We start from the raw sequence: 23,261 nt of genomic DNA, 5'->3' as shown, positions 1-23,261 counted from the left end.
TAAGTGCGATATCCGCTGATTTCCTCTACAGTGTTTCGCATCAGCCCACTCAACTACTGAACGTTCAGTAGTCTTCGCATCGCCCCGCGGCGAGTCGGCTAGATCAGCTCGCTGTCCAGACGGACCGCCCGATGAACGGATTTCAACGATGAAGCGTCAGTCTGCCAAAGTCATCATCGATGGCCGCGCCCGCAACTGGCTGGGTGTGAACTTCTGGTCCCGCGCGGGCGGTCCGCGTATGTGGCGGGATTACGATCCGGTGCTTGTGCGCGAGGAACTCCGCTCGATGCGGGACCTGGGGCTGAACGTGACGCGCAGCTTCGCCTACTGGCCGGACTTCATGCCGCAACCCAACACGCTCGATGAGACGAGCGTGGAGCGGTTCGTCGACTTCCTTGACGCGCACCTCGAGGTCGGGCTCACCACGATCCCCAGCTTCATCGTCGGACACATGTCCGGCCAAAACTGGGATCCTGCGTGGCGCAACGACCGAAACATCTTCACGGACGTCTGGTTCGTCGCCCAGCAGGCTTGGTACATCCGCGAGCTTGTCGCCCGGGTTGCTGACCATCCGGCCATCGAGGCGTGGCTTCTGACTAACGAGATCCCGATCTACGGCGACTGGGTCAACCGCGGCATCGGCACCATCGACCACGCCTCCGTCACCAGTTGGGCGCAGATACTCATCGACGCGGTCCGAGCAGGCGGTTCCCACGCCCCCGTCTCGGTCGGCGATGGCGCGTGGGGCGTTGAAGTCACCGGCGCCGACAACGGCTTCCGAGTGCGGGAGATCGAACCGCTCGTGGACTTCCACGGCCCGCACGTCTACCGCATGGAGACCGACCCCGTCCGGCAGAATCTCGGGGCGGCGTTCATCTGCGAGATCCTCGACATCGGCGGCAAGCCCGTGGTGATGGAGGAGTTCGGAGTCACCAGCGACTACGTCAGCGAAGAACACGCCGCGAACTACTATCGGCAGATCCTGCACAACACACTGCTAGCCGGCGCTACCGGATGGCTGGCGTGGAACAACACCGACTACGACTCTCTCGCCGACGTCGAGCCGTATTCGCACCACCCCTTCGAGATGCACTTCGGAATCACCGACAAGAACGGGGCTATCAAGCCCCAGGGGCATGAGCTTCGATTGTTCGCCGACCTGCTGGAGCGGATCGACGCATCGGGCCTGACGCGTCCAGACTCCGACGTGGTGCTCATCGTGCCCTCTTACCTCGAGGCGCAGTATCCGTTCACGCAGCCGCAGGACAAGGCAGTCGTTTTCGACGTCAGCAGGCAGGCGTACGTCTCCGCTCGCGAAGCAGACATCCCCGTCGGCGTCGCCCGCGAGTTCGACGGGCTGCCGGCGGATGCTCGGCTGTATCTCCTGCCGTCTGCGAAGCAGTTCACCGCACCCGGCTGGGCGTTCCTGCGCTCACGCGCACACGCCGGTGCGACGGTGTATGCCTCCAGCTTCCTGGGCGAGCACCGCACGCAACGCGGGACCTGGTGGCCCGACCTCGATGAGACCTTCGGCGTCCGCAGGCTCAGCCGCTACGGCCTCGTCGACCCGGTGACCGCAGATGAGGTCTACTTCCACTTCCAGCAGGACTTCGGCAACATCCGGGCCGGCGAAACTCTCCGTTTCCCAGTCGCCGGGAACGAGGACTCCCGCGCCTACCTCGCCGTGGAATCCGCAGGTGCGGACGTCATCGCCGTCGACGGACAAGGACGGCCCGCGCTGCTGCGTCACCGGACAGGAGCGGGCCAGTTCGTGCTGTCCACATACCCGGTCGAGTACTTCGCTGCTCGCATACCCAACGTCAACCCGAGCGACGCCTGGCGGGTCTACTCGGCCCTGGCCCACGAAGCTGGCGCAGCACCCGACGTCTGGGTGGAAACCCCGGACGTCGTGGTGGGCACCCTCGTCCACGACAACGGAACCGAGTACATCTGGGTCGTGAGCCAGTCCGACACACACGCGACGGTGACTGTGAGCAGCTCGCGCGGTCGCTTGACTGATCTGGACGGCCATCGTCGCGAGCAGGTCGAGCTGGATCCTTACGGCGTCAAGGTCCTCCGCCGTGAGGACGAACCGCAATGATCGCCTGGGCGCTGGCACTGGACATCGGTGGGACGAAGGCAGAGAGCGCCCTCGTCGGACCCGATGGGTCCGTGCTCGCTGCCTCGCGGTCACGACGAGTCACTGGCCGGGACATCACTGAGGTTGAGTTTGGTCGGGTCATCGGCGAGCTCGTCGACAACGCACTCGACTACCTCGACGAGGACGCCACCCTTCTCGGTGGCGGAGTCGCCTCGGCAGGACCAATCTCGCTGTTCAGCGGCGCCGTGTCACCGCTGAACCTGCCGCGCATCCGTGATTTCGATGTCGTCAGCACCATCAGCCATCGACTGAGCGGGCGAGGTCATCGAGTCCCCGTCGTGTTGCGCGGAGACGGAGCGGCAATCGTCCTCGCCGAGCGATGGAAAGGTGCGGGACGCGGCATAGACAACCTGATGTCGATAGTCGTTTCCACCGGAATTGGTGCCGGAATCATCGCCGACGGACGCCTGGTGTCAGGGCATTCGGGAAACGCCGCCCACCTCGGCGCGGTCGAAGTTTCGGGCATCGTCGGGGAAGACACCTACGGCGCCCCGGGAACACTCGAAGCCATCGCCTCCGGACCGCACACGGTCTCCTGGGCGCAGCGCGAAGGGTGGGCCGGAGACGACGGGACTGCGCTTAGTCGTGCGTACGCTGCCTCTGACCCGGTCGCCGTCGCCGCCGTGCAGCGGACGGGCCGCGCGATCGGCCAGGCCGTGTGCAGTGCGGCCGCCATGTTCGATCTGGAACTGGTCACCGTCGGCGGCGGCTTCAGCAACGTCTCACCAGACCTGCTGACGCTCATTCGAGAGCCCGTCGCCCGTCACCACTTTCCGTTCGTGCGTGCACTACGCGTCGAGCGCTCCCCACTCCTGAGCGACGGTCCCCTCATCGGTGCAGCCGCCCTTGTGCATCGAAAAGACTTGCTCCCCACCTCGACCGAGAAGATCCTGACATGACAATCGACTTCCTCCCCGAAGACTTCGGCGCCATCGGCGATGGACATGTACTCGATACAGACGCGCTGCAGGCAGCCATCGACGCCGCAACAGATGCTGGCGGCGGGCGGGTACTCCTCCGCCCCGGCCGCACCTACCTGGCCGGATCTGTGCGCCTCCGGTCCCACGTCGAACTGCACATCCCCGCCGGCGCAACCCTGCTCGCGTCCCCCGACTTCCAGGACTTCAGCATCACTCAACTCGGCGTCGTCCAGATGGACGAGCCCAGCAGCGGTCATATGACCGACCTCACCGCGTCCTTCCTCTTCGCCGCGGACTGCGAGGACATCTCCATCACGGGCACGGGCGTGATTGATGGGAACGGCCGCGCGTACGTCACGGCCCCGGGTGAGGGAATCCACTTCGGATCCGCCAACCGCGTCTTCACGGTCCACTTCCGAGATGTCGTCGGCATACGCATCAGGGACGTGCGCATCGAAGACGGATGCCTCTGGACGGTCCGCCTGTCTCGGTGCGACGACGTCGTCGTCCACGCCATCAGCATCCGCAACGACCCGCGCATGCCCAACAGTGATGGCATCGACATCGACGCCTGCCGCAGAGTCCGGATCAGTGACTGCGACATCATCGCCGGCGACGACGCCATCTGCCTCAAAGCGGCAATCGAGTCCACCCGCGACGGTCGAGTGTGCGAGCAAATCACTGTCACCAACTGCACGCTCAGCAGTTCCTCCACCGCGATTCTGTGCGGAGTGGAATGCGACACCGCGATCCGCGACGTCGTCATCAGCAACTGCGTCGTGCACACCAGCAACCGCGGCCTGGCGGTCAGCCTCCGCGAACGCGGGACCATGGAGCGCATCCGATTCGAGAACATCACCGTGGACAGCACCTTCTTCGACGACCGATGGTGGGGAAACGCCGAACCGATCTACGTCACGGCCAGCGCACGCCACGAACGAGCCGGACGGATATCTGACATCTCATTCCGCGGCATCACCGCACGCGCGCCCCGCGGAATCTTCGTGTGGAGCGACGATGGCGGCTCCGTCGACGTCAGCCTGAGCGACATCAATCTGCAACTCATCACGGTCGCGCACGGGAACCCGGACCGCGGCGACCTTCGACCGCGCGCCGACGGCGGCTATTTCGCAGACCCCGTGGCAGCCTTGAGAGTTCATGGCCAGTCTCACGTGCAGGTCGACCGGGTGGCAGTCACCCTGGGCTCGGGCGTCGCGCGTGTCCCTCCTGCCGTGATCACGGGCGATGCATCCGTGGACGGCGACGTGGTCGTTCGAGACACGTACGAAGGTGACACGCGATGAGGATTGACCGCGCCGAGATCATCGTCACGAGCCCTAACCGGAACTTCGTGACGTTGAAGATCACAACGGACACCGGTGTGACCGGACTCGGAGATGCGACCCTGAACGGCCGGGAGATGGCCGTGGTCGCCTACTTGAAGGAGCATGTCGCTCAGCTCCTCATCGGACGAGATCCCGCGCGGATCGAAGACACATGGCAGTTTCTCTACCGCGGCGCCTACTGGCGCCGGGGACCGGTGACCATGGCCGCTATCGCAGCCGTCGACATGGCGCTCTGGGACATAAAGGGCAAGGTTGCAGGGCTGCCGGTGTATCAGCTGCTCGGTGGTGCCTCACGGAACGGCCTTCTCGCGTACGGCCACGCGTCCGGCAAGTCGACCCCAGAGCTGTTTGACTCGGTGCGTTCGCACCAGGAACAGGGCTACCGGGCGATCCGCGTGCAGACGGGGGTGCCAGGCCTCAAATCCGTCTATGGAATCGCCTCCAACGCCACCTTCGAAGCGAACACTGGCGTGCGGTACGACCATGAGCCCGCCCAGCGCGGCGCGCTGCCGAACGAGGAGGACTGGGACACCCGGTCCTACCTTCGGCATGTGCCCACCGTGTTCGAAGCGGTCCGCAACGAGTTCGGTCCCGAGCTGCCCCTCCTGCACGACGCTCACCACCGACTCACTCCCATCCAAGCCGCCCAGCTCGGCAAGTCCCTCGAACCGTACGACTTGTTCTGGCTCGAGGACGTCACGCCAGCCGAGAACCAGGAAGCACTCCGGCTCGTCCGCCAGCACACGACGACGCCCTTGGCCATCGGAGAGATCTTCAACACCGTTTGGGACTACCAGCAGATCATCCGAGAGCAACTCATCGACTATGTCCGGTCCGCAGTCACGCACACAGGTGGCATCTCCCATCTCAAGAAGGTCCTGGACTACGCGTCCCAGTACCAGATCAAGTCGGGCATGCACGGGCCAACAGACATCTCTCCCGTCGGAATGGCTGCTGCCATGCACCTTGGCTTGTCGATCCACAACTTCGGCATCCAGGAGTACATGAAGCACGGAGCGAAGACAGACGCGACCTTCGAGCAGTCCTATACCTGGAGCGAGGGGATGCTCCACCCCGGGGACAAGCCCGGGCTGGGCGTAGAACTCCACCTGGACGAGGCCGGCAAGTATCCCTACGAGCAGGCCTACCTGCCCTACAACCGTCTCGCAGACGGCACCATCCACGATTGGTGACTGACGTTCTCAAAAAGTGAGACGGCGTTCGTCGTAGTTCCGTCCCTCCGAAGCTGCCGGCATCTCCGACCACGCCGGCCGCGCGGTGGTTACGTGGGCCACGCACGCGACGTATAGGTGGCGGGGTCAGCTGAGCCGCTCGAACACCATCGTTGCCTGAATCCTGTCTCCCCCGCCGAATCCACCGCTGCCCGATGACGCCGTGCTGATGGTGTGAAGTCGGTAGCCGAGAGCGGCCTGCTTGTTGATCACCTTCTCCAGCTCGGTGAGGTTGCCTGATCCCGTACCGAAGAACTTCTCTTTGAGCACAACCTGCAAGACGACGTAGCTCATCCCGACAGGCGCAGGGCGCGGTTGCGCGCCGGCGACCGCGTCAGCCTGCGCGCGGCTGATCATGCCGTGCAATCCGGGCTCCTTGGGTTCGGGTTCCTGGAAGGAATCGGTCCACTGCTGACCATCCCACCACCGCTGTCTTCCGGACCCGTCGTCGTACCACCCCGCCTGCGTACCGGCCACGAGATCCTCGATTCGTCACATTGCTGTCGATAGCGCAACCGTAGTGGGAAGGGGATGACTTCAGGCGGAACGGTCCGGGGAGGTCCTGGGCGCCGCGCGCCGGCCCGAAGTGCGACCGACCTCTTGCTGTTCGCTTTAACTTTGGCCTCGTCGCGGGGTCGGCGGGGGCCTCACCGTTCCTGATGCTCCTTGCGGGTTCGGTCGCGTTCGGCACGGTGCCAAGTGTGCGTCTCGAGTCGGTGTGGGAGGGTTGGCGGTATGCCCGAGCCCTCGGTTCGCGTCCGCGAGTGCACGAAGCTGTTCGACATGCGCGACGGGTACCCGTTCGCCCGCAACGTCCTCGGCTTCAGCGATCCGAGCATGGCGTGGATCGAGGATCGCTGGATCATGTTCATTGGCGGGATGGTCCCCACGTTCCGCACCAACATCTACAGTTTCGAGCTCCCCCCGGGCGCTCCGGTGACAAGCGATCAGTGGCGTCCGAGCCCGTCAGGCGTGGTGTCTGCCCGGCGCCTGCGCCCGATCGTCGCGCAGCCGGGGCGGGGATCGTGGAACCGTTGCATGCATTCGGTGTGCTTCGCGCGGGGTGTGGCCGACGGCGAAACCGTTGAGCGCATCTATCACGCGGGCCGATCGTCCGAAACCGTCCTGAATGGGCGCCTGCCCTATCGGATCGGCTATCTCGAGAGGCGACACGGCGAGTCATGGCGCAGCGCCCCCGCCCCTCTGCCCCTGCACGGTCCCGGTCTGCCCAGCGTTCTCGAGCCGAAGGTCGAGTATCACGACGGACTCTGGCGTATGCGGTTCCTGACGATTCCCGCAGCCAAGCCCGGCTCCGAAGACCCGGCGCAGTTTCGGATCATGCACACCACGAGCGTCAACGGTCGCGACGGTTGGACAACTCCCGAGGAGTGGTTCGGGACGAAAGACGGATTCTTCGACAGCGTCGTCGTGCACGACGACAATCGAGCGCTCATGGCGATCACCCGAGACTCAGACCTCGAAGGACGCGTGAACAATCCACCGCAGGGTGTTTGGCTCAGTGAAGCTGACGGTCCTGGCGACCCGCGGCCCAACTGGTCGAGACCGGCGAGAGTCTTCGCGGCAGAAGACGCGGGTTACGAGTGGACGGCGCGGGGAATGTGCGCGCCGTCCGCAGTGTGGGCGGACCCTGAGCACGAAACGCTCAGCGTGTTCTTCGCCGGCGCACCTCGCGACCGCACCTGGAGTCGCCTCGCGATCGACGCCGTACGCCGTCGCAGGCTTCCACCATTCCCCTCACCCGTCTACTTCACCATCGGCCGCCTTGACCTCGACGTCGGCGGCTCCTCAGATTTAGCCCGGCTCCAGTAATCAACATTAATCCGACTCGAACCGACTAAACACGCGCGTGCTCAACCGGAAGGACCTCACGTTCCAAGCGGCAGCGACACGTCGGGAATGAAGAGCGCCAGGTTCGCGTCGAGCGCCCGCAACGCGGTGTCGTGCGGAAGCCCCGCGCTGAGTGTTGCAACGGCCAGTCCTTCCGCGGCGGCGAGGAGTGTCGTCGCAGCGAGCTGTGGTTCCGGGTTTCCTGCGCCCATCGAGGCGAGGAGATCGCCGATGTGGCCGGTGAGGATACGGTCTCCTTCGCGAAGCCTCTGGGCGGCGTCGGGATTATTGACCGCGTATGCCTGGAACGCCAGGGCGACACGGGCGTCGTCCGCCTCGTCCGGGCTCATCGGAATTAGGCCCGCCAGGAGGACGCGGATGACATCCACGTATTCCGGGTCGTCGCCCAGGCGGGAGAGCTCCGCGGTGATGCGCTTCTCATAGCGTTCGCTGGCGACCCCCATCGCGTACTGCATCATGGCGTCTTTGGTGGGGAAGTAGTGCTGCACCATCCCTGACGTCACGCCGGCCTCCGTGGCGACGTGACGCAGGCTCACCTCGTTCAGTCCGTCACGCGAGACCACGCGTAATAGCGCCTCCGCGATGCGTTGCCGGCGCTCCTCCTGATTGACGCGTTTGGGCACGGCATCAGCTTTTCACATTGCACTCGCATTGACAAATGCCCAGAGGAATGTTTGCATTGCGAATGCAACGCGAAAAGGGGGACTGATGCAGGAGACATTCGCGATCGAAGCGGCACGGTTGGTCAAGACGTATGGCGACAAGAGGGTGGTAGACGGGGTTTCGTTCGCGGTACCGCCGGGGTCGATACTCGGGCTGCTAGGCCCAAATGGGGCGGGCAAGACGACGGTGGTGCGGATGCTGTCCACGCTGCTGCGTCCCAATGGCGGGGCGGCTTGGGTCGGCGGGTGCGATGTCGTCTCGAAAGCCGATCAGGTGCGCCGGTCGATCGGGCTCACCGGTCAGTCCACATCCGTTGACAGCGACCTGTCGGGAGAGCAGAACCTGGTCATGATCGGACGGCTCCTGGGTTTCTCCCGCCGTGCGGCGAGGTCCAAAGCTGCCGAGCTTCTCGAGGAGGCGGGTTTGTCCGACGCCGCCCGCAAGCAGGCGAAGACGTACTCGGGCGGGATGCGGCGCCGCCTCGACCTGGCGATGAGCATGCTGGGCGACCCTGCGGTGGTGTTCCTCGACGAGCCCACCACGGGCCTTGACCCTGCCCGTCGCGGGGACACGTGGTCGATGATCCGTCGCCTCGCCGAAACGGGAGCGGCCGTTCTGCTCACCACGCAGTACCTCGAGGAGGCCGACAACCTGGCGAATCAGATCGTCGTCATGGACCACGGCTCCGTCATCGCCGAGGGCACCGCCGAAACCCTCAAACGTCGGCTCGGCACCCAGACCCTGGATGTGCACCTCAGCGACGTGCGGATGCTGGGTGCCGCGGTGTCGGCGATCACGGCGCTGCTCGCCGCCGCGCCGACGGTCGATGTCCAGACCCGGCGCGTTTCGGTCGCGGTGGCCTCGGCGCGGGACATGCCGGCCGTCGTTCGTGCTCTAGATGACGCGGCTGTCGGTGTCGACGAGCTGCAGCTGAGACTCCCCAGTCTCGATGACGTCTTCCTGACTCTCACCGGCGCCCGCACGACGCTACCCCAGACCCAGGAAGGAACTTCGTGATGACCACCACGACGCGCCCCGCCCGCCCTCGCGCCTTCGCTCCGATCGAGCAGTGCGGCACCTTCGCCTGGCGTGGAGTCGAGAAGATCCGCCGGAACCCCGCGGGGCTCACCGACGTCGTTCTCGGGCCCGCGATCTTCCTCGTCCTGTTCGGGTACGTCTTCGGCGGCGCGATAGCGGGAAGCACCTCGGAGTACCTGCAGTACGTGTTCCCCGGAATCCTCGGGCTAACGACGCTCCTCGCGACGATGGGCGTTGGAGTCGCGATCAGCACGGATCTCAAAGAGGGAGTGTTCGACCGGTTCCGGAGCCTGCCCATCGCCCGCATCGCGCCGCTGGCGGGCGCAGTCCTGGCCGACATCGTCCGACAGATCGTGTCCCTGACTGCGCTGATCGGCTTTGGGCTGCTCCTCGGCGTCCGATTCGACACCGACCCGGCATCGTTCCTCGCCGGCTGCGCGCTCGCGATCGGGTTCGCGCTGGCTCTGTCCTGGGTGTGGGTGCTCCTCGGCGTCGCGATCAACGAACCGCAGGCGGTCCAGGGCATCGGTGCGCTGCTGATCTTCCCACTGTCGTTCATCAGCAACATCTTCGTGCCGGTCGACACCATGCCCGGATGGATGCAGACCATCGCCGAGTGGAATCCGGTCGGACATCTCGTCGAGACCATTCGAGGCCTGTGGATGGGCGGGCCGGTGACAGAACCGTTGCTGGCCACCCTCGCCTGGATGGGTGTCTTCCTGGTCGTCTTCGTGCCGCTCTCCCTGATCGCTTATCTCCGGAGAGCCTGCGGATGACCACGAAGCCTCAGGACGCGGCCGCCGGCACCCGACCGCGAAAGATCGGTCCCGAATTGTGCGGCGCCGAACGCACCCGCCACCTCATCAGTCGCGCCAGCGCGATGGAAGCCGCCGGATGGCGGAGCATCGGACGGGCGATCACGTTTCGCCCACGCGTGCCGATGGGTGCCTCGGCGCACAGCTACGACAAGCCCTTCCGCACCGTACTCATCATCTTCCTGGCGCTCTCCGCCATCGAGGTGCCGATCGTCGACCTCATCACCCACCCTTGGCCCGTCGTCCGCTTTCCGCTCCTCACGCTCGGCATCTGGGGCGTCCTCACCATGACCGGAATGCTGCTGTCCTACTACACCCGACCCCACGCGGTCGGCCCCACCGGCATCCGGGTACGCAACGGTGGGGAGATCGACATAGATCTCCCGTGGGCGCTGATCGCCTCCGTTGAACGAAAGCGCAGATCACTCCCGGACGCGCCGTCCCTCTCGCTCAGCGGTTTGGGAGCCACCCAGGCACTCAACCACGTCGCCCAAGACGGCACTGACATCGATATCAATCTCGAAGCCCCCACCCTCATTCGTCTCCCCCAGGGAGACGTCACCGTCTCAGCCGTCCGCATTTCCGTCGACGACATCGACGCCTTCCTTACTGCCGTCCGCACGCACATCCCATAACGCTCGCTCCAACAGCGAGAACATCACGTCCCGTACACGCCCGCCTAAAGTTCACTGTGTCTCGGCGACGCACAGGACTCCGGTGTTGCCGTCCTGGTCGGCGATCACGGTGAGCGCCGGGGCGCCGCTGTCATCGACCACGCTCCCGCCTGCAGCGACGGCGGCGGCGATGCGCTGCCCAGCGACCTGGCGCGGGACGTAGACCTCGACATGGAATCTCTGGCTCGCTGGCCGGCGCTGATCGGCGTGTCCAAACCAGAGGTTCGGTACGCGTCCCAGGGCGTCTCGGATCTCATCGCTGGGGGACCCGTTCCCCTGCGCCTCAGGGTTCCCGGTGAGGAGCGCCGCCCACACAGGTGCGATCGTCGCTGAACGAGCTGTGTCGAGGCCGAGCTCGAGGACACTGACCGATGCCGGGTCAGCCTGCAGCCCGTGTTCGGCGGCGATCGCGGTGATCCGCCGTGCGAGGTCGACGTCCTTCTGGGTGACCCATTCGACGACGTGCTCGGCGCCGTTGTCGTCCCGGTACACGGCGTCGGAGCTGACAGCTTTGAGGTCGACGTACCCGTCGCGGACCGACACCCCAGGGTGATGCCCGAGGGCGTCGCCCGCCTCGCCGACAGCGGTCACGAACCGAGCGCCATCGCTGAAGCCGCCGGTGAGGTAGCGGGCGTGCAGTCCCTGCGCCAGCTTGCGCCAGTCGATCAGTCCGGCGTCGGCGATCTGCGCGCCCGTCATCATGTCCATGTTCGTATCAGCCCTTCGTCGGCGGGAGGAAACGTCGACCAATGGGAGGCCCGGCGGTAGGCCCAGTTCATCCCATATGCTCACGCCGTTCAAGGGGCCCGCACCGGCCCGTCGACGCGGAGTGCTCGCCGACGAATCATCGCGGGCTCGTCAATCGCTCGAGGATGCTGCGGAGCGCCTGGCGCTCGGTGGCGTCGAGGCCCTCCAGGTGCCGCTCCTCGCACTCCATTAACGCGAGCGACAGAGACTGCCTGAGCCGTTCTCCGGTCTGGATCAGCGTTTTCCGAGTGGGCGCGCCGATCCTGCGCGTCGCGTACCCGCTCGATGAACCCCGGCCCTCCAGCTCATTGAGAGTCGCGGTCGTCGTCGTGCGGTTAACACAGAGCACCGCGCCGATCTGACGCTGACTCGGACGGGATCCGCCGTCGAGCAGCGCGAGCACGCAGTACTCGCGGCCCGCGACACCGAGATTGGGCAGAGCCTCCTCGCCCATCGATTGCGCACGCTGCGTCGCATCTGCAACAGAACGGGCGTGGTCACTGAGTGCGCGTGGAAGCGAATCCGCGCGTGCGCTAAAGCGTTGCCTGATCGCGAAGCTCGAGCGGGCGAAGACAGCGCGGCGATTGCCGGACGCGCCGATGTCGAGGGCCGATGCAGCCCTCCTGTGATCTGGCTCGGGATCGCGGGGTGAGCTGTCGCTTCTGTAATCAGTCGAGCCTCGCGAGCACGGTGGCGGCGACCTCTGCCACTAGCTCATCGTCGTGGGGACGATCCGCCCCGCCGCGCGTTGTGAGTACTGCAATGACGATGCGATCCCCACTCGGTAGTCGAACGATCGCGATGTCGTTCCGAGTGCCGTAGCCTCCGGCGCCGGACTTGTCGGCGACTGTCGTGTCTTCTGCTGCGCCGGCGCGGATCAGCGTGTCCCCGGTCTTGTTGCCGCTCATCCAGTCGATGAGCGTGGCCGACCCATCGGCGCTCAGTTGCCCACCCAGCGCAAATCCGCGAAGCGATTCAGCCATCGCACGAGGCGTGCTGGTATCCCGCGAGTCACCCGGCACGGCAGTATTCAGTTCGGGTTCAAATCGCTTCGGCATGGTGGTGTCGTCGCCGGCCCGCGCGAGCACGGTGGCGAACCCGTCAGGGCCGCCGAGCTCTTCCAGCAGCAAGTTGGCCGCGGTGTTATCGCTTGTGCGAACGGTCGCTTCGGCGAGGGCACGGATGGACATTCCCGTGCCGACGTGCTGTTCAGTGACCGGAGAATACTCGACCAGGTCTGCCTCCGAATAAGTCACGATCCGCTCGAGGTCTTGCCTCTCCTGGAGGATCGCGGCAGCCAACAGCGCTTTGAACGTCGAGGCGTATGCGAAGCGTTCCTCTGCGCGGTAGGCGATCGCGACTCCGGTCTCGGTGTGGACAGCGTAGACACCCACCCGAGCGTCATATTCCGCTTCGAACGCAGCCATCTGATCGCTTACATCGATGGTCCGTGCGGGAGGCTCCGTCGCGACTCCGGGACTTATCGACGGAGACGTGCCTCCCGGGGGGCTCGGCGCGCATCCCGGTGCGAGAAGAGCGAGACATGTCGCGATGGACACGACCATAAAGATTCTTGGAGGTCGGCTCGCACTCGTTCGCGTTCTCATTGTTCCTCCGCTGGTATCGATGATGGCTCAGAAGCTTCGAGTAGACAGCCTGTCGTCGCCACTCAGTCCAACTCGCAACCCCAACCTGGTGCCAGCGGCCGAGAGTCTTCGGAGTCGTGCCGGTGAGTCCCGCGAGCCCGCGCGCGTTCCGAGGCACGCGGCTGCCGTCCGGTCCTGGGGGCAGTAAGGCCTTGCCCGCCGAGGGATCTCGGGTTGAGCACTCGGCCTCCCGAGGGCGCCTCGCGAACAACGGCTTGACCATGTGCCAGGAACACCCCGTCTGCTGGAGCCATGACTCACACCAGACCGTCGAGACGAAGATCGACGCGCCCAGGCCGCGGCGCCGTGGCTGTGGCGCTGGGAGCAGTGATGCTTGCACTCAGCGCCTGCGTGTCCACCTCGACCTCCGAAGCGCGGTCGGATGCATCGGATGAGCTGGACGGGTTCTACAAACAGGACCTCGACTTTCGCGGTTGCGCGGAGTTCGCGCCGACGGAGTCCGCATCGCAGTTCTTCGCGTCGGAGAACGTCGAGTGCACGTATCTCGAAGTGCCGATGGACTACTCCTCCCCCTCCGGAGAGGAAATGGAGGTCGCCGTGTTGCGCGTCCCCGCCGAGGGAGATCCGCAAGAGCGAATCGGATCGATCATCATCAATCCTGGCGGACCCGGGGAATCCGGAATGCTGATCGCCGCCGCCCTCAGCATGCGGCTGTCCGGGACACCATTGATGGAACGTTTCGACCTCGTCGGGTTCGACCCCCGAGGCGTCGGCGCCTCGAGGCCGGCGATTCGGGGCTTCTCTGACGCTGAGCGTGATGCCGGCACGGCGAGGACGACCTTGCTCGGCACGTCAGGTTCCTGGACGGAAGAGGACACTGCGACTCTCGTGGACAAGTGCGCCGCAGCCTCCGGGGGGAAGGAGGTGCTCGCCGCGGTCGGGACTCGACACGCGGCTCGCGACATCGACGTGCTGCGCGCAGCTCTCGGCGACGAGAAGCTCACTTTCCTCGGCCTGAGCTACGGAACCCGACTCGGCGCCGTGTACGCCGAACAGTTCCCGGAGAACGTGCGGGCAATGGTCTTCGACGGGGCGATCGATCCCCGTGTTGACGGAGAGGGACAGCGAATGGCGACCTTCGAGGGGTTCCAACGGTCTTTCGATCAGCTCGCTGCGCATTGCGCACAGGATGCTGATTGCCCGCTGGATACCGACCCCGAGTCGGCGACGGAGACATTCCAGGATCTGGTGCAGCCCTTGGTGCGGGATCCGGTTCCTGCGGGCAACGGCCGCACCGCTGATTTCGCACAGGTCACCGGGGGAGTGGGGGTCAGTCTCTACACCCGCGAGGGTTGGGATGCGGCGATCGCAGGAATCGCGCAACTGAAGAACGAGGGTCGCGCGGATCAGCTCCTCGCTCTCCACGACCTCTATACCGGGCGGGGAACGGACGGAGTGTGGTCGAACTTCTTGGACGCGAACTTCGCGATCAACTGCATGGATGAAGAACGTCGTTCGCCCCAAGTCGAAGCGAGCCTGCGCGCTCGGATTGCGGCGACCAGTCCGTGGTTGGACTCCGGCGAAGACTTCACCGGCAGCTCAAGGCATGCCTGCGAGCATTGGCCCGCCGATCCCACTCTCGGGTTCCCCTATGCGCAAAATCCGTCCCCGCTTCCGGAGACGCTGGTCATCTCCATCACCGGCGACCCCAGCACTCCGTACGAGGGCGGCGTAAGTCTGGCTGACTCGCTGGGGGCCGCCCTCCTCACCGTGGAAGGCGCCCGCCACACCATGGCGTTGCAGGGCATCAGCACCTGCGTCGACCAGACGGTCACCGCGTATCTCATCGATCTCGCCTTGCCGCATGAAGATGCACGCTGCCGCCTGTGAGGAAGGAAGCCACCGTGCGTGATTGCGCGATCACGGCGAGAGACGGGGACGGTCGAACGCTGGGGGAGTACCGCGTCACCGAGTTCTTCTCGCGGACGCTGTTCTTCGCCGAGATCCCCGAGGCGACGAAGCTTCACGAGTATGCGGTCGATGTGCACTACTACGCCGACGAGCTCGAGACCGGCGGACAGCAGGACGTGAGTGCCGAGGCGCCTGCGGCTCTGTATCGCGACGGTGTGCAGATCCTGCGGTCAGACATTCCGAGCGTCTTTCCGGTACCAGGCGGAGTGATCGAGGTAGCCACCTCGATGTACGGGCTGCGCCGCATGCATTACGTCCCGGACGAGGGGACTCCGCTTCCATTGCGCCCCCATCAGCGCTCACCGGAAGGCATCAGGGCAGGGTTCGCCCGCAGCTTCCCCCGGATGAGCGCCGTATTCGGCCGCGTAGCGGTGATCGTGATGATCGTGGGAGTGATCGCCGCCGTCCCGCAAACCATCGAGACCGTGAGCCGGCTGGACCTCATCGCCGATCAATTCGGCGTGTTCACTTCCCCGCTGAGGCTCCCGGACTGGCTCAACAGCATGTTGGCCGTGGCGACCGTCGTCGCGTGCGTAGAACGCGCTCTCACCTTGCGAAGTCATCGGCTGGCCGACACGGTGCGGGATCTGGCGGAGGGCGAGTGAATCGCACACGGGATGCGCTGAGCGCAACGCATCCGTCAACCCAGAGGTACCGCTGCTCACGATGGAGAAGAACATGACCTTGGATAAGCCCGCATCGAGCAGGGAATGGCCCCGCCTGCGCGTCGAAGACTGGACCGCGACCCGTGACACGCTGCACATGTGGCTCCAGATCGTGGGCAAAGTGAGGCTCGCGCACGCACCGCTCGTCAACCACTGGTGGCAGGTCACGCTTTACGTCACCCCGCGGGGGCTCAGCACGGGCAGCATTCCCGACGGTCGCGGACTGTTCGATATCGAGTTCGACTTCATCGACCATCAGCTCCGCGTCCGTCACAGCGATGGAGGCGTCCGAATCGTGCGGCTGGAGGCGAAGACGGTTTCGGAGTTCCATGCACAGACGCTGCAGGCGTTGCGGGAGGTGGGCATCGAAGCGGAGATCTCGTCGGGGCCGAACGAGGTACATCCCGCGATTCCGTTCGCCGACGACACCGAGCACGCCTCCTATGACCCGGTCGCCGTCCGCCTGTTCTGGCAACAGCTCATGCAAGCGCACCGGGTGATGGAACAGTTCCGGTGCCACTTCGTCGGCAAGGTGAGCCCTGTTCACTTCTTCTGGGGGTCGATGGATCTCGCTTGCACGCGGTTCTCGGGCCGGAGGGCGCCCGCGCATCCCGGCGGTGCTCCGAATGTGGGCGACTGGGTGATGGTCGAGGGCTACTCGCGAGAGCTCTTCAGCTGCGGGTTCTGGCCCGGCGGGGGAGACGAGGGAGCGTTTTACGCGTACGCCTACCCGGAGCCTGAGGGGTTCGCCGAGCATCCTGCCGGCCCAGGAGCTGCCTACTACAGCCGGAAGAACGGCCAGTTCCTGCTGCCCTACGAAGCAGTGGCGACGGCGGAGGATCCCGACCAGACGGTGCTGGACTTCCTGCACGCCACCTATCTGGCCGCCGCCGAACACGGCGACTGGGACCGTGAGTCTCTCGAAGACCACCCCGACCGGTGGGACCACCTCCGCGGCTCATGACCGCAACGACTAAACGAGCAATAGCGCTCAAGAAAGGACACATCGATGGCCACTCACGCCAACCTTCCCGCCCCGGTCGAGGGGATCGTCCTCACCCATTTCCTCACCGTCCGCGACGTCGTGAGGTCGCGTGACTTCTACGCCGCAGTCTTCGGCGGCGAGGTCGTGCTGGAGGAGAACCCTGCGATCGTGAAGATCGCAGGGAGCTGGATCATCATGAATCCCGGAGGCGGCCCTACGCCCGACAAACCGGGGGTCTCCTTGACCGCACCCGAATCAGGCGACCCGGTGTCCAGTTTCCTCAACGTCCGCGTAGCCGACATCGCCGCTTTCTACGCGGACGCCGTGAGCAAAGGTGCAGAGTTTCTCACTGAGCCCATCGATCGAGAAGCCGAACTGCGATGCTACCTGCGCGACCCCGACGGCTACCTCATCGAGATCGGCCAGGCCACCGGCATGCTTCGCGGTGTGTACGCAGCCCGAGAGGCGACCGCCGGAGACATTGGTACGGGCCTGGCGCGCGCCCGTACCTGACCTCGACTCTTCGCTACAGCCCAGCGGCGAGGCCCCCGGCATACCGGGCGATCGCGTCGAGGCTCGACGACGACCCTGGTGGGAATGGCATTTTCAGTCGATCCCTCGTCTTGTCGTGATAGCGCGGAATCACGTGCCAGTGAAAATGAGGGATGGTCTGCCAGGCCGCTGCGCCACAACTATTGAGGAGATTGACTCCCTCAGCGCCGAGTTGCGCGCGCATGACCTTGGCGATTCGCTGGGCCACGAGTGTGGACGCTACTAGATCGTCGGTGGGAATCGACTGAAGGTCGACGCTGTGCCGCTTCGGAATGACGAGCAGGTGACCGTCCGACCCGGGATCGGTGGTCATGAACGCGAGTGTTGCCTCGTCCTCGGCAACTTTCATCGACGGGACAGTGCCAGCCACGATCGCACAGAAGACGCAAGGTTCCTCCAGTTCATACTCACCGTTCGTCTCGCTCATAGTCGTTCCCTCTCTGTCCACGCGCACGATGTGCCAACAGCGCCCTGAGCCGCCATCTCACACGGTGTCGCGGGGACACAGTCAAGATGCGCTCGCTCCGCGACGGTTCGACCATCGCCCCTGGATTGACAAACGTTCCGAGTCAGGTCTCGCCGCCCTCGCAGCCTGCACACTGGACGGATTTGACCCTGTCCTGGGCACATCGTGTGGGGTTGATCACATGACACGTAGACAACACTCTGCCCTTCTCGCTCCGGTGGCTGTGAGCGCCGAATGAGCACCGAACACACGAGCCTGCACCCAGACGACCGAGACACCGACGACGCGTCTTCGGTCAGCCTTCCCGATCGACCGTTCGGCGTTCACTTCCGGGTGCCGCGATGGAAGTCACTGATCGTCCTCATCGCGATCCCGGCGACGCTCTTCCTCGTCCAGATCATCGTCTTCCAAGGCGTTTACGCGATCGAGGGGCCGCCTGTCCCGAACGAGACCGCCCTCACACCCCTCGCGATCGCCGCTACCGGCATCAGCACAGCGATCACCGCCGTGCTCATGACCATCCTGGTGGCTGCCATGGCCAAAGTGTCATGGAGAGCGGTGTTCCGTCACAACCGAGCTTTCGACTGGCGTCGAGTCGGCATCTATCTCCTCGGATCCGCCGTCCTGGTGGTCCTGGCGATCGTGGCGACAGTTCTGATCGCCCCCGCCTCGATGGGGTGGGGCACTTTTGCCATCAGCGCGACGACGATCGCGGTCATCCTCGTGAGCCTCATCGCCATCCCGCTGCAGTCCGCTGGAGAAGAGATCGTGTTCCGAGGCGTGCTCGTTCCGACCGCCGGTTCCTGGTTCCGCGACATCCGCCTCGCCGTCGTCTTCGGCATCCTGCTCTCCGGAGTCCTCTTCGCCGCCGTTCACGTGACGTTGGATCCGTGGCTCGTCAGCTATCTCATCGTCTTCTCGGCCAGCATGACCGTGATGGGTCTCCTCAGCGGCGGCCTGGAAGCCGCCATGGCCCTTCACGTCGCGAACAACTTGATCCTCGGCGTGGTGAACGCCCTGTTCGCCGGCGGCGGATCTACGACCGTCGACCGCGGCGTCGGTGCTGGCCCTGGCGCCGGTGTGCTCATCCTGATGGTGATGAACCTGGCGGCGGTGACTATGGTCTGGTTCGTGGAACGCACCAAGCGGCTGCGAAAGCAGGCTCAGGTGAGTGCGCTCAAAGCGAGGCAGTGAGGACACTCGGCGTTATGCCGGGTAGGGGTGGGGCACTGGCAGCATGCTGGTGCCCCACTCAAGTCTCCCCCGAGCAGGTCCTACTGGTACTGGAACGATTTGACGGACACAGCGCAGCATCCAGGGCCGGCGTCGCGGCTGATCGTCACGTTCGTTCTTCAGCCAATGCCTGAGGCTAGACAATCTCCCCGGCGGCCTGCTTCTTCGCTGCTCGGTTGACGAGGATCTTCCCAACCGCTGCGGCGATGAGCAAACCGAGCGCCACATACTGCAGAGCGCCCGCCCTGAGGAAGAGTTCAGTGACTCCTGACGGCAGCGTCTTGAGGAGTCCGAAGTCGAAGTAGTAGTACCCGACATAGGCGAGGAACAGCATGGAGGATAGGAGAATCACTGCGTTGAGAGCGAGGTTGAGAGGTTTCATGATGCCTTTGGGATCGAGTTCGTGCGAGCGCAGAGGCGTCACATCGGTCTCTTGCGTCCGATCGAGTTCGCCTCTTGAGCCCCACACCACACCGTGTTGTCGGGACCGGGTCAAATGACCCGTGTCGGCGCCTCAGTCGGATTCTGATCCGGCCGCCCGTAGATTTTCGAGCGCGATCTTTCCCGCACGGGTGAAAACGTCCAGCTGCGCGGGGTTGTATAGCTCTTCCGCGGCGGCGACGAACGTCTGCCGGGCTCGATACCGATTCTTCGAAGCTCTCCGCAGAGGATCGGTGAGCCAGGGATAGTCGATGAGATTCTGTGTGATCGTCGGAGCGAGTCGTGCTGCGAGACGGCTCCGAGTTTCCTCGTCCGCATCGGGCGAGAGCGCATCGATTTCACCACTGGCTTCCCCAGCCTCCACATCGACTTCGACCATGTGACGGAGATCGTCCATGGCGTCCTCGTCGTAGAGGCGGCTATACACGTGGATGATCGAGCTATCCGGTTCGGAAAGGTGGGATGCCACGGCGGCGAAGCCTGCCGGAGCATCCGCGGGAGCATTCTTGCTGAGGATCACAGCGATGTCCGCGCGAGCCTGTTGTATTCGTTGGATGGTGGCGGCGAGCTCGACATCCAGTTCGCGGAGAGTCTCCGGTGCCGCATCACCTCCCTGACTCACGTCGGCGATACGTGAGAGGGGGACGCCGAGCTCTGCGAGACGTCGGATGCGGAGCAAGCGGACGAGATCCCTCACGCCGTACTGCTTGTAGCCGTTGTACCTTCGCTCGGGCTCCTCCAACAGTCCGAGCCGGTGATAATGACGGATGGTGTTGACGGTCGTCCCGGCGAGCTCCGCGACTTCGCGCGTGCTCCAGGCTGTCATCTCGAGAGCGGGCCGTGGTCTGGCCCCGCGAAGAGCAGTGTCATGCTGACGATGGCCGCCATGCTGACGCGTTGGGGGCGTTCGTCCGCGGCACGACGGCGAGTCGAGGTGCCCATGCCGCGGGGAGCGCCGCCGGTTCTTCTGGAACTGGTGGTGTTCATGTGCCTAGCCTGATCGGGCCAGCCGCCGTTCGCGTCGGTGGTCGTTACCTAGTTCGCCACTTTTCAGTCCTTGTTCCCTACGCTGGGGGTGACGTCCGCCTCACACGTCGCCAGAAGGGACAGCGGATGCATCTCCTCGGCCGGCAGACCGAGCGACGCCTCATCGGCGAACTCCTGGCTGAGGCGCGCGCCGGCCGAAGCGGCGCCCTCGTTCTTCTCGGCGAGGCGGGTATCGGGAAGACCGCTCTTCTGGACGCCGTGGAGCAGGACGCGCAGGCGGAGGGTGTCGCCGTCGCGCGGCTGACGGGCCACGAGTCCGAACGTCAGCTCACCTTCGCCGGATTGCACCGACTGTTGACACCGCTGCTGGGATCGATGGGTGGTCTTCCGCTTCCCCAGCGGACGGCGATCGATGTCGCTTTGGGGAGGAGTGGCGGACCTGCTCCCGACCAGTTCCTGGTCGGGTTGGCGACTCTGACATTGCTCTCAGAGAGCGCAGAGGATCAGCCGCTGATCTGTCTCGTCGACGACGCTCAGTGGTTGGACGCCGCTACTTCTCGCGTGCTCGCGTTCGTAGTCCGACGTATCGCCGCGGAGGGTCTGGTGTTCGTTCTCGCCATGCGGGGGGCCGAGAGAGCGCCGAACGACCCGTTCTCTGATCTTCCTGCCGTCACGATGGCGGGCCTGAGCGACTCCGATGCCCGCACACTTCTGGCTTCCGCGGTGCAAACGCCAGTCGATGAAGGGTTACGGGAGAGGGTTGTCGTCGAGTCGCGGGGGAACCCGCTGGCCCTGCTGGAGCTGTCCAGGGCAACTACGGCGACCCAACTGGCGAGCGCGTTGACCGTGCCGGAGTCGATATCACCACCACACCGGGTCGAAGCGCTGTATCGACAGCGATGGGAGTCGCTGCCCTCGCAGTCGCGCCTCTTCACCCTTCTCGCCTCCGCGGAGCCCACCGGAGACCCGGCGCTCCTCTGGTCGGCGGCGGCGACTCTCGGCATCGATGTCGATGCCGCAGCGGCTGTGGAGGCGGCCGACTTGCTTGATATCAGCGCCTCCGTGCGCTTCCGTCATCCCCTCGCCCGTTCCGCCGTATATGGCGGCGCGACCGAGACCGATCGACGCCGTGCGCACGCGGCGCTCGGCGCCAGCATCGACGCGGAGGTCGACCAGGACCGCCGCGCCTGGCACCGCGCGAAGGCCGTCGAGGGGACCGACGAGTCCGTCGCCGAAGAGACCGTCGCCGCAGCGGAAAGGGCACTGGCTCGCGGGGCGATGGCGGATGCGGCAGCCCTGCTCGAGCGTGCTTCCGAGCTCACCCCGGATCGCTCGCTCCGCGCGCAGAGGGCACTTCTGGCGGCGAGTGCTCTGCACGAGGCGGGCTCATCAGCTGCCGCGCTGCGATCGCTCTCGATCGCCGAGTCCGGACCCCTGGATGACGACGAGAAGGCGCGGATCAGCCTCTACCGGTCGATGATCCATTTCGACATGACTCACGCGGGCCGGGCAACGGCGGAGATGGTCGCCGCTGCCGCCGCGCTTGCGCCCATCCATCCCGCAATGGCGCGCGAGACGTACCTCGTCGCACTCAACTCCGCGGTGATCACGGGCGGCGGTGATGGCCTCAGCGTGCGGGAGGTGGCGGGCGCAGCGGTGAACGCTCCGGCGCCGCAGGGGCGATCGGCGCCCGCTGATCTCCTCTTAGACGCGCTCGTCGCGGTGTATACGAAAGGCTTTGCTGCGTCCGGCGCTCCGGTGCGCGAAGCCCTGGCGGCGTTCCGACGGGAGCTGGATGAACCCGACGAGGGCGACGAGTCCGAACGCACCGGGAGGTGGCTGGCGTATGCGGCCAGAACCGCCGGCGCCATGTTCGACGACGAACTGTCGATTCGATTGGGACTGCGAAACGCGGAGCGCGTTCGCGAGAGCGGTTCGCTGGCCTCGCTTCCGGCCGCGCTCGTCGCGTGCGGCTCGGCTCTGGCGATCGCTGGGGATCTCGCGGGCGCTGCTGACTTCGCAGCGCAGACGGCAGCTGTGGCCCGAGCAACCGGCGCGCCCGTTCCGCCCTACGCAGACCTCTTCCTGGCGGCATGGCGCGGGCGGGAGGCTGACGCGGTTCGCCTCGCCGAGATCGCCGCCGAGGTGGGGGACGGTGACGGCGCGGGCCCGAGCCTCGTCCACTACGCGCTCGCAGTGGGCCACAACGCCACGGGACGATACGCCGAGGCGGCGGATGAGGCCCGGAGAGCGAGCCGATCTGCCGAACTCGTGACCGGCAGCCTCGCTCTCCCTGAGCTCGTCGAGGGCGCATCCAGAGCGGGCCAGCGTGAGGCCGCCATCGCGGCATCTGAAGAACTCCTCTCGCGAACCTCGATCTGCGCGACTCCGATGGCACAGGGGATGGCGGCACAAGCGCGCGCGCTCGTCACGGACGACGAGTCCGCCGAGGGGCTTTACGAGGCGGCGATCGAGCATCTCGAACGCACCCGACTCCGCGGCTCGCTGGCACGCGCGCAGCTCACCTACGGCGAGTGGCTTCGCCGAGCAGGTCAGCGCCAGCGCGCTCGCGAGCAGCTGAGGACCGCGCATGCGACGTTCTTGAGCATCGGAGCGGAGGAGTTCGCGCAGCGTGCGGCGGGTGAGTTGCGCGCGACCGGCGAGCATCCACGTTCCCGCACCCATGGCCCGCCGACCCTCACCGATCAGGAACTGCACATCGCACGGCTGGTCGCCCGCGGAGGAACGTCGCGGGAGGTCGCCGCTCAGCTCTTCCTGAGCCCCAGGACGATCGAGGCACACCTGCGAAGCATCTTCCGCAAACTCGACATCACATCGCGTCGGCAGCTGAGAGAACTGGACCTGTGATCCGCCGCGCATCTTGACCCG

General features: G+C 65.4%; 22 protein-coding genes and 1 pseudogene. 15 read left to right on the top strand and 8 right to left on the bottom strand.

The genetic code is table 11. The features are described 5' to 3' along the window. Window positions 1-148 precede the first annotated feature (148 nt). Genes ACTIFV_RS12040 through manD form a run of 4 tightly spaced genes read left to right on the top strand, consistent with a single transcriptional unit; the run spans window position 149 to window position 5,620 of the window. Window positions 149-2,101, top strand: a complete 1,953-nt coding sequence (locus ACTIFV_RS12040; protein WP_439593018.1) for a glycoside hydrolase 5 family protein — start codon at window positions 149-151, stop codon at window positions 2,099-2,101. Then, complete coding sequence (locus ACTIFV_RS12035; RefSeq protein ID WP_439593017.1) at window positions 2,098-3,060, top strand: ROK family protein; 963 nt, start codon at window positions 2,098-2,100, stop codon at window positions 3,058-3,060. Before ACTIFV_RS12040 ends, ACTIFV_RS12035 begins: the two co-directional genes overlap by 4 nt. Beyond that, window positions 3,057-4,385 (top strand): glycoside hydrolase family 28 protein, encoded by a 1,329-nt coding sequence (locus tag ACTIFV_RS12030; RefSeq protein ID WP_439593016.1) that lies wholly within the window; start codon window positions 3,057-3,059, stop codon window positions 4,383-4,385. The genes ACTIFV_RS12035 and ACTIFV_RS12030 overlap by 4 nt, the downstream gene beginning before the upstream one ends. Beyond that, window positions 4,382-5,620 carry a D-mannonate dehydratase ManD gene (gene manD, locus ACTIFV_RS12025; RefSeq protein WP_439593015.1) on the top strand — a complete coding sequence of 413 codons (1,239 nt, stop codon included), beginning with the start codon at window positions 4,382-4,384 and terminating at the stop codon, window positions 5,618-5,620. Before ACTIFV_RS12030 ends, manD begins: the two co-directional genes overlap by 4 nt. 126 nt (window positions 5,621-5,746) lie before the next feature. Here the strand turns inward: manD and ACTIFV_RS12020 are convergent, their stop codons facing one another. Beyond that, a complete protein-coding gene (locus tag ACTIFV_RS12020) occupies window positions 5,747-6,136 on the bottom strand; it encodes a DUF2510 domain-containing protein (protein WP_439593014.1) in 390 nt (129 codons plus the stop codon). 258 nt (window positions 6,137-6,394) lie between these two features. Between ACTIFV_RS12020 and ACTIFV_RS12015 the strand changes: the two genes are divergently transcribed. Next, window positions 6,395-7,489 carry a hypothetical protein gene (locus tag ACTIFV_RS12015; protein WP_439593013.1) on the top strand — a complete coding sequence of 365 codons (1,095 nt, stop codon included), beginning with the start codon at window positions 6,395-6,397 and terminating at the stop codon, window positions 7,487-7,489. 56 nt (window positions 7,490-7,545) lie between these two features. Here the strand turns inward: ACTIFV_RS12015 and ACTIFV_RS12010 are convergent, their stop codons facing one another. After that, window positions 7,546-8,151, bottom strand: a complete 606-nt coding sequence (locus ACTIFV_RS12010) for a TetR/AcrR family transcriptional regulator (RefSeq protein WP_439593012.1) — start codon at window positions 8,149-8,151, stop codon at window positions 7,546-7,548. 85 nt (window positions 8,152-8,236) lie between these two features. Between ACTIFV_RS12010 and ACTIFV_RS12005 the strand changes: the two genes are divergently transcribed. From ACTIFV_RS12005 to ACTIFV_RS11995, 3 genes are read left to right on the top strand one after another with little or no spacing between them, the layout of a single operon-like run. Beyond that, window positions 8,237-9,208: an ATP-binding cassette domain-containing protein gene (locus ACTIFV_RS12005; protein ID WP_439593011.1), complete on the top strand. Its 972-nt coding sequence runs from the start codon at window positions 8,237-8,239 to the stop codon at window positions 9,206-9,208. Next, on the top strand, window positions 9,208-10,005 hold the full coding sequence (locus tag ACTIFV_RS12000) for an ABC transporter permease (protein WP_439593010.1): 798 nt from the start codon (window positions 9,208-9,210) through the stop codon (window positions 10,003-10,005). Before ACTIFV_RS12005 ends, ACTIFV_RS12000 begins: the two co-directional genes overlap by 1 nt. Continuing rightward, window positions 10,002-10,679: a hypothetical protein gene (locus ACTIFV_RS11995; protein WP_439593009.1), complete on the top strand. Its 678-nt coding sequence runs from the start codon at window positions 10,002-10,004 to the stop codon at window positions 10,677-10,679. The genes ACTIFV_RS12000 and ACTIFV_RS11995 overlap by 4 nt, the downstream gene beginning before the upstream one ends. 51 nt (window positions 10,680-10,730) lie before the next feature. Here ACTIFV_RS11995 and ACTIFV_RS11990 read toward each other — a convergent pair whose 3' ends face one another. From ACTIFV_RS11990 to bla, 3 genes are all read right to left on the bottom strand, one after another. Then, complete coding sequence (locus ACTIFV_RS11990; RefSeq protein ID WP_439593008.1) at window positions 10,731-11,426, bottom strand: 4a-hydroxytetrahydrobiopterin dehydratase; 696 nt, start codon at window positions 11,424-11,426, stop codon at window positions 10,731-10,733. 136 nt (window positions 11,427-11,562) lie between these two features. Beyond that, entirely contained in the window at window positions 11,563-11,919 is a 357-nt protein-coding gene (locus ACTIFV_RS11985) for a MarR family winged helix-turn-helix transcriptional regulator (RefSeq protein WP_439593007.1), read from the bottom strand. Between the two features lie 214 nt (window positions 11,920-12,133). Next, the gene (gene bla / locus ACTIFV_RS11980) at window positions 12,134-12,892 is read right to left on the bottom strand and encodes a class A beta-lactamase (protein ID WP_439593006.1); all 759 of its coding nucleotides are present in this window, start codon (window positions 12,890-12,892) and stop codon (window positions 12,134-12,136) included. Window positions 12,893-13,441: 549 nt separating this feature from the next. On the opposite strand from bla, the gene ACTIFV_RS11975 reads away from it, so the two are divergent. The 4 genes from ACTIFV_RS11975 to ACTIFV_RS11960 all read left to right on the top strand — a co-directional run bounded on the left by ACTIFV_RS11975 (window position 13,442) and on the right by ACTIFV_RS11960 (window position 17,206). Continuing rightward, on the top strand, window positions 13,442-14,962 hold the full coding sequence (locus tag ACTIFV_RS11975; RefSeq protein WP_439593005.1) for an alpha/beta hydrolase: 1,521 nt from the start codon (window positions 13,442-13,444) through the stop codon (window positions 14,960-14,962). Beyond that, window positions 14,959-15,648 (top strand): hypothetical protein, encoded by a 690-nt coding sequence (locus ACTIFV_RS11970; protein ID WP_439593004.1) that lies wholly within the window; start codon window positions 14,959-14,961, stop codon window positions 15,646-15,648. The genes ACTIFV_RS11975 and ACTIFV_RS11970 overlap by 4 nt, the downstream gene beginning before the upstream one ends. A 61-nt stretch (window positions 15,649-15,709) precedes the next feature. Then, entirely contained in the window at window positions 15,710-16,672 is a 963-nt protein-coding gene (locus ACTIFV_RS11965; protein ID WP_439593003.1) for a DUF5996 family protein, read from the top strand. A gap of 45 nt (window positions 16,673-16,717) precedes the next feature. Beyond that, window positions 16,718-17,206, top strand: coding sequence for a VOC family protein (locus ACTIFV_RS11960; protein ID WP_439593002.1), 489 nt, complete (start codon window positions 16,718-16,720; stop codon window positions 17,204-17,206). 13 nt (window positions 17,207-17,219) lie between these two features. Here ACTIFV_RS11960 and ACTIFV_RS11955 read toward each other — a convergent pair whose 3' ends face one another. Further along, the gene (locus ACTIFV_RS11955) at window positions 17,220-17,672 is read right to left on the bottom strand and encodes an HIT family protein (protein WP_439593001.1); all 453 of its coding nucleotides are present in this window, start codon (window positions 17,670-17,672) and stop codon (window positions 17,220-17,222) included. A 273-nt stretch (window positions 17,673-17,945) separates the two neighbouring features. On the opposite strand from ACTIFV_RS11955, the gene ACTIFV_RS11950 reads away from it, so the two are divergent. Continuing rightward, window positions 17,946-18,905 (top strand): CPBP family intramembrane glutamic endopeptidase, encoded by a 960-nt coding sequence (locus tag ACTIFV_RS11950; protein ID WP_439593000.1) that lies wholly within the window; start codon window positions 17,946-17,948, stop codon window positions 18,903-18,905. Window positions 18,906-19,080: 175 nt separating this feature from the next. Here the strand turns inward: ACTIFV_RS11950 and ACTIFV_RS11945 are convergent, their stop codons facing one another. Both ACTIFV_RS11945 and ACTIFV_RS11940 read right to left on the bottom strand, forming a co-directional pair. Continuing rightward, window positions 19,081-19,368 carry a hypothetical protein gene (locus ACTIFV_RS11945; RefSeq protein ID WP_439592999.1) on the bottom strand — a complete coding sequence of 96 codons (288 nt, stop codon included), beginning with the start codon at window positions 19,366-19,368 and terminating at the stop codon, window positions 19,081-19,083. 90 nt (window positions 19,369-19,458) lie between these two features. Then, window positions 19,459-20,211 carry a MerR family transcriptional regulator gene (locus ACTIFV_RS11940; RefSeq protein WP_439592998.1) on the bottom strand — a complete coding sequence of 251 codons (753 nt, stop codon included), beginning with the start codon at window positions 20,209-20,211 and terminating at the stop codon, window positions 19,459-19,461. A gap of 287 nt (window positions 20,212-20,498) precedes the next feature. On the opposite strand from ACTIFV_RS11940, the pseudogene ACTIFV_RS11935 reads away from it, so the two are divergent. After that, window positions 20,499-20,921, top strand: a pseudogene (locus ACTIFV_RS11935) (ATP-binding protein); the annotation flags it as partial. A 297-nt stretch (window positions 20,922-21,218) separates the two neighbouring features. Continuing rightward, window positions 21,219-23,240 carry a LuxR C-terminal-related transcriptional regulator gene (locus ACTIFV_RS11930; RefSeq protein ID WP_439593086.1) on the top strand — a complete coding sequence of 674 codons (2,022 nt, stop codon included), beginning with the start codon at window positions 21,219-21,221 and terminating at the stop codon, window positions 23,238-23,240. Window positions 23,241-23,261: the final 21 nt, after the last annotated feature.

The organism is Microbacterium sp. (assembly GCF_051860965.1).
In the GTDB taxonomy this organism is placed as follows: domain Bacteria; phylum Actinomycetota; class Actinomycetes; order Actinomycetales; family Microbacteriaceae; genus Microbacterium.
The sequence above is the reverse complement of the archived record's forward strand: the minus strand, read 5'-3'. Positions and strand labels throughout refer to the sequence as shown.

What these genes read in the sequence shown, in the direction of transcription:
- ACTIFV_RS12040 (WP_439593018.1), top strand. Translation starts at nt 149, where the DNA reads ATGAAGCGTCAGTCTGCCAAAGTCATCATCGATGGCCGCGCCCGCAAC.
- ACTIFV_RS12035 (WP_439593017.1), top strand. Translation starts at nt 2,098, where the DNA reads ATGATCGCCTGGGCGCTGGCACTGGACATCGGTGGGACGAAGGCAGAG.
- ACTIFV_RS12030 (WP_439593016.1), top strand. Translation starts at nt 3,057, where the DNA reads ATGACAATCGACTTCCTCCCCGAAGACTTCGGCGCCATCGGCGATGGA.
- manD (WP_439593015.1), top strand. Translation starts at nt 4,382, where the DNA reads ATGAGGATTGACCGCGCCGAGATCATCGTCACGAGCCCTAACCGGAAC.
- ACTIFV_RS12015 (WP_439593013.1), top strand. Translation starts at nt 6,395, where the DNA reads ATGCCCGAGCCCTCGGTTCGCGTCCGCGAGTGCACGAAGCTGTTCGAC.
- ACTIFV_RS12005 (WP_439593011.1), top strand. Translation starts at nt 8,237, where the DNA reads ATGCAGGAGACATTCGCGATCGAAGCGGCACGGTTGGTCAAGACGTAT.
- ACTIFV_RS12000 (WP_439593010.1), top strand. Translation starts at nt 9,208, where the DNA reads ATGACCACCACGACGCGCCCCGCCCGCCCTCGCGCCTTCGCTCCGATC.
- ACTIFV_RS11995 (WP_439593009.1), top strand. Translation starts at nt 10,002, where the DNA reads ATGACCACGAAGCCTCAGGACGCGGCCGCCGGCACCCGACCGCGAAAG.
- ACTIFV_RS11990 (WP_439593008.1), bottom strand. Translation starts at nt 11,426, where the DNA reads ATGGACATGATGACGGGCGCGCAGATCGCCGACGCCGGACTGATCGAC.
- ACTIFV_RS11985 (WP_439593007.1), bottom strand. Translation starts at nt 11,919, where the DNA reads ATGGGCGAGGAGGCTCTGCCCAATCTCGGTGTCGCGGGCCGCGAGTAC.
- bla (WP_439593006.1), bottom strand. Translation starts at nt 12,892, where the DNA reads ATGGCTGCGTTCGAAGCGGAATATGACGCTCGGGTGGGTGTCTACGCT.
- ACTIFV_RS11975 (WP_439593005.1), top strand. Translation starts at nt 13,442, where the DNA reads ATGCTTGCACTCAGCGCCTGCGTGTCCACCTCGACCTCCGAAGCGCGG.
- ACTIFV_RS11965 (WP_439593003.1), top strand. Translation starts at nt 15,710, where the DNA reads ATGGAGAAGAACATGACCTTGGATAAGCCCGCATCGAGCAGGGAATGG.
- ACTIFV_RS11960 (WP_439593002.1), top strand. Translation starts at nt 16,718, where the DNA reads ATGGCCACTCACGCCAACCTTCCCGCCCCGGTCGAGGGGATCGTCCTC.
- ACTIFV_RS11955 (WP_439593001.1), bottom strand. Translation starts at nt 17,672, where the DNA reads ATGAGCGAGACGAACGGTGAGTATGAACTGGAGGAACCTTGCGTCTTC.
- ACTIFV_RS11950 (WP_439593000.1), top strand. Translation starts at nt 17,946, where the DNA reads ATGAGCACCGAACACACGAGCCTGCACCCAGACGACCGAGACACCGAC.
- ACTIFV_RS11940 (WP_439592998.1), bottom strand. Translation starts at nt 20,211, where the DNA reads ATGACAGCCTGGAGCACGCGCGAAGTCGCGGAGCTCGCCGGGACGACC.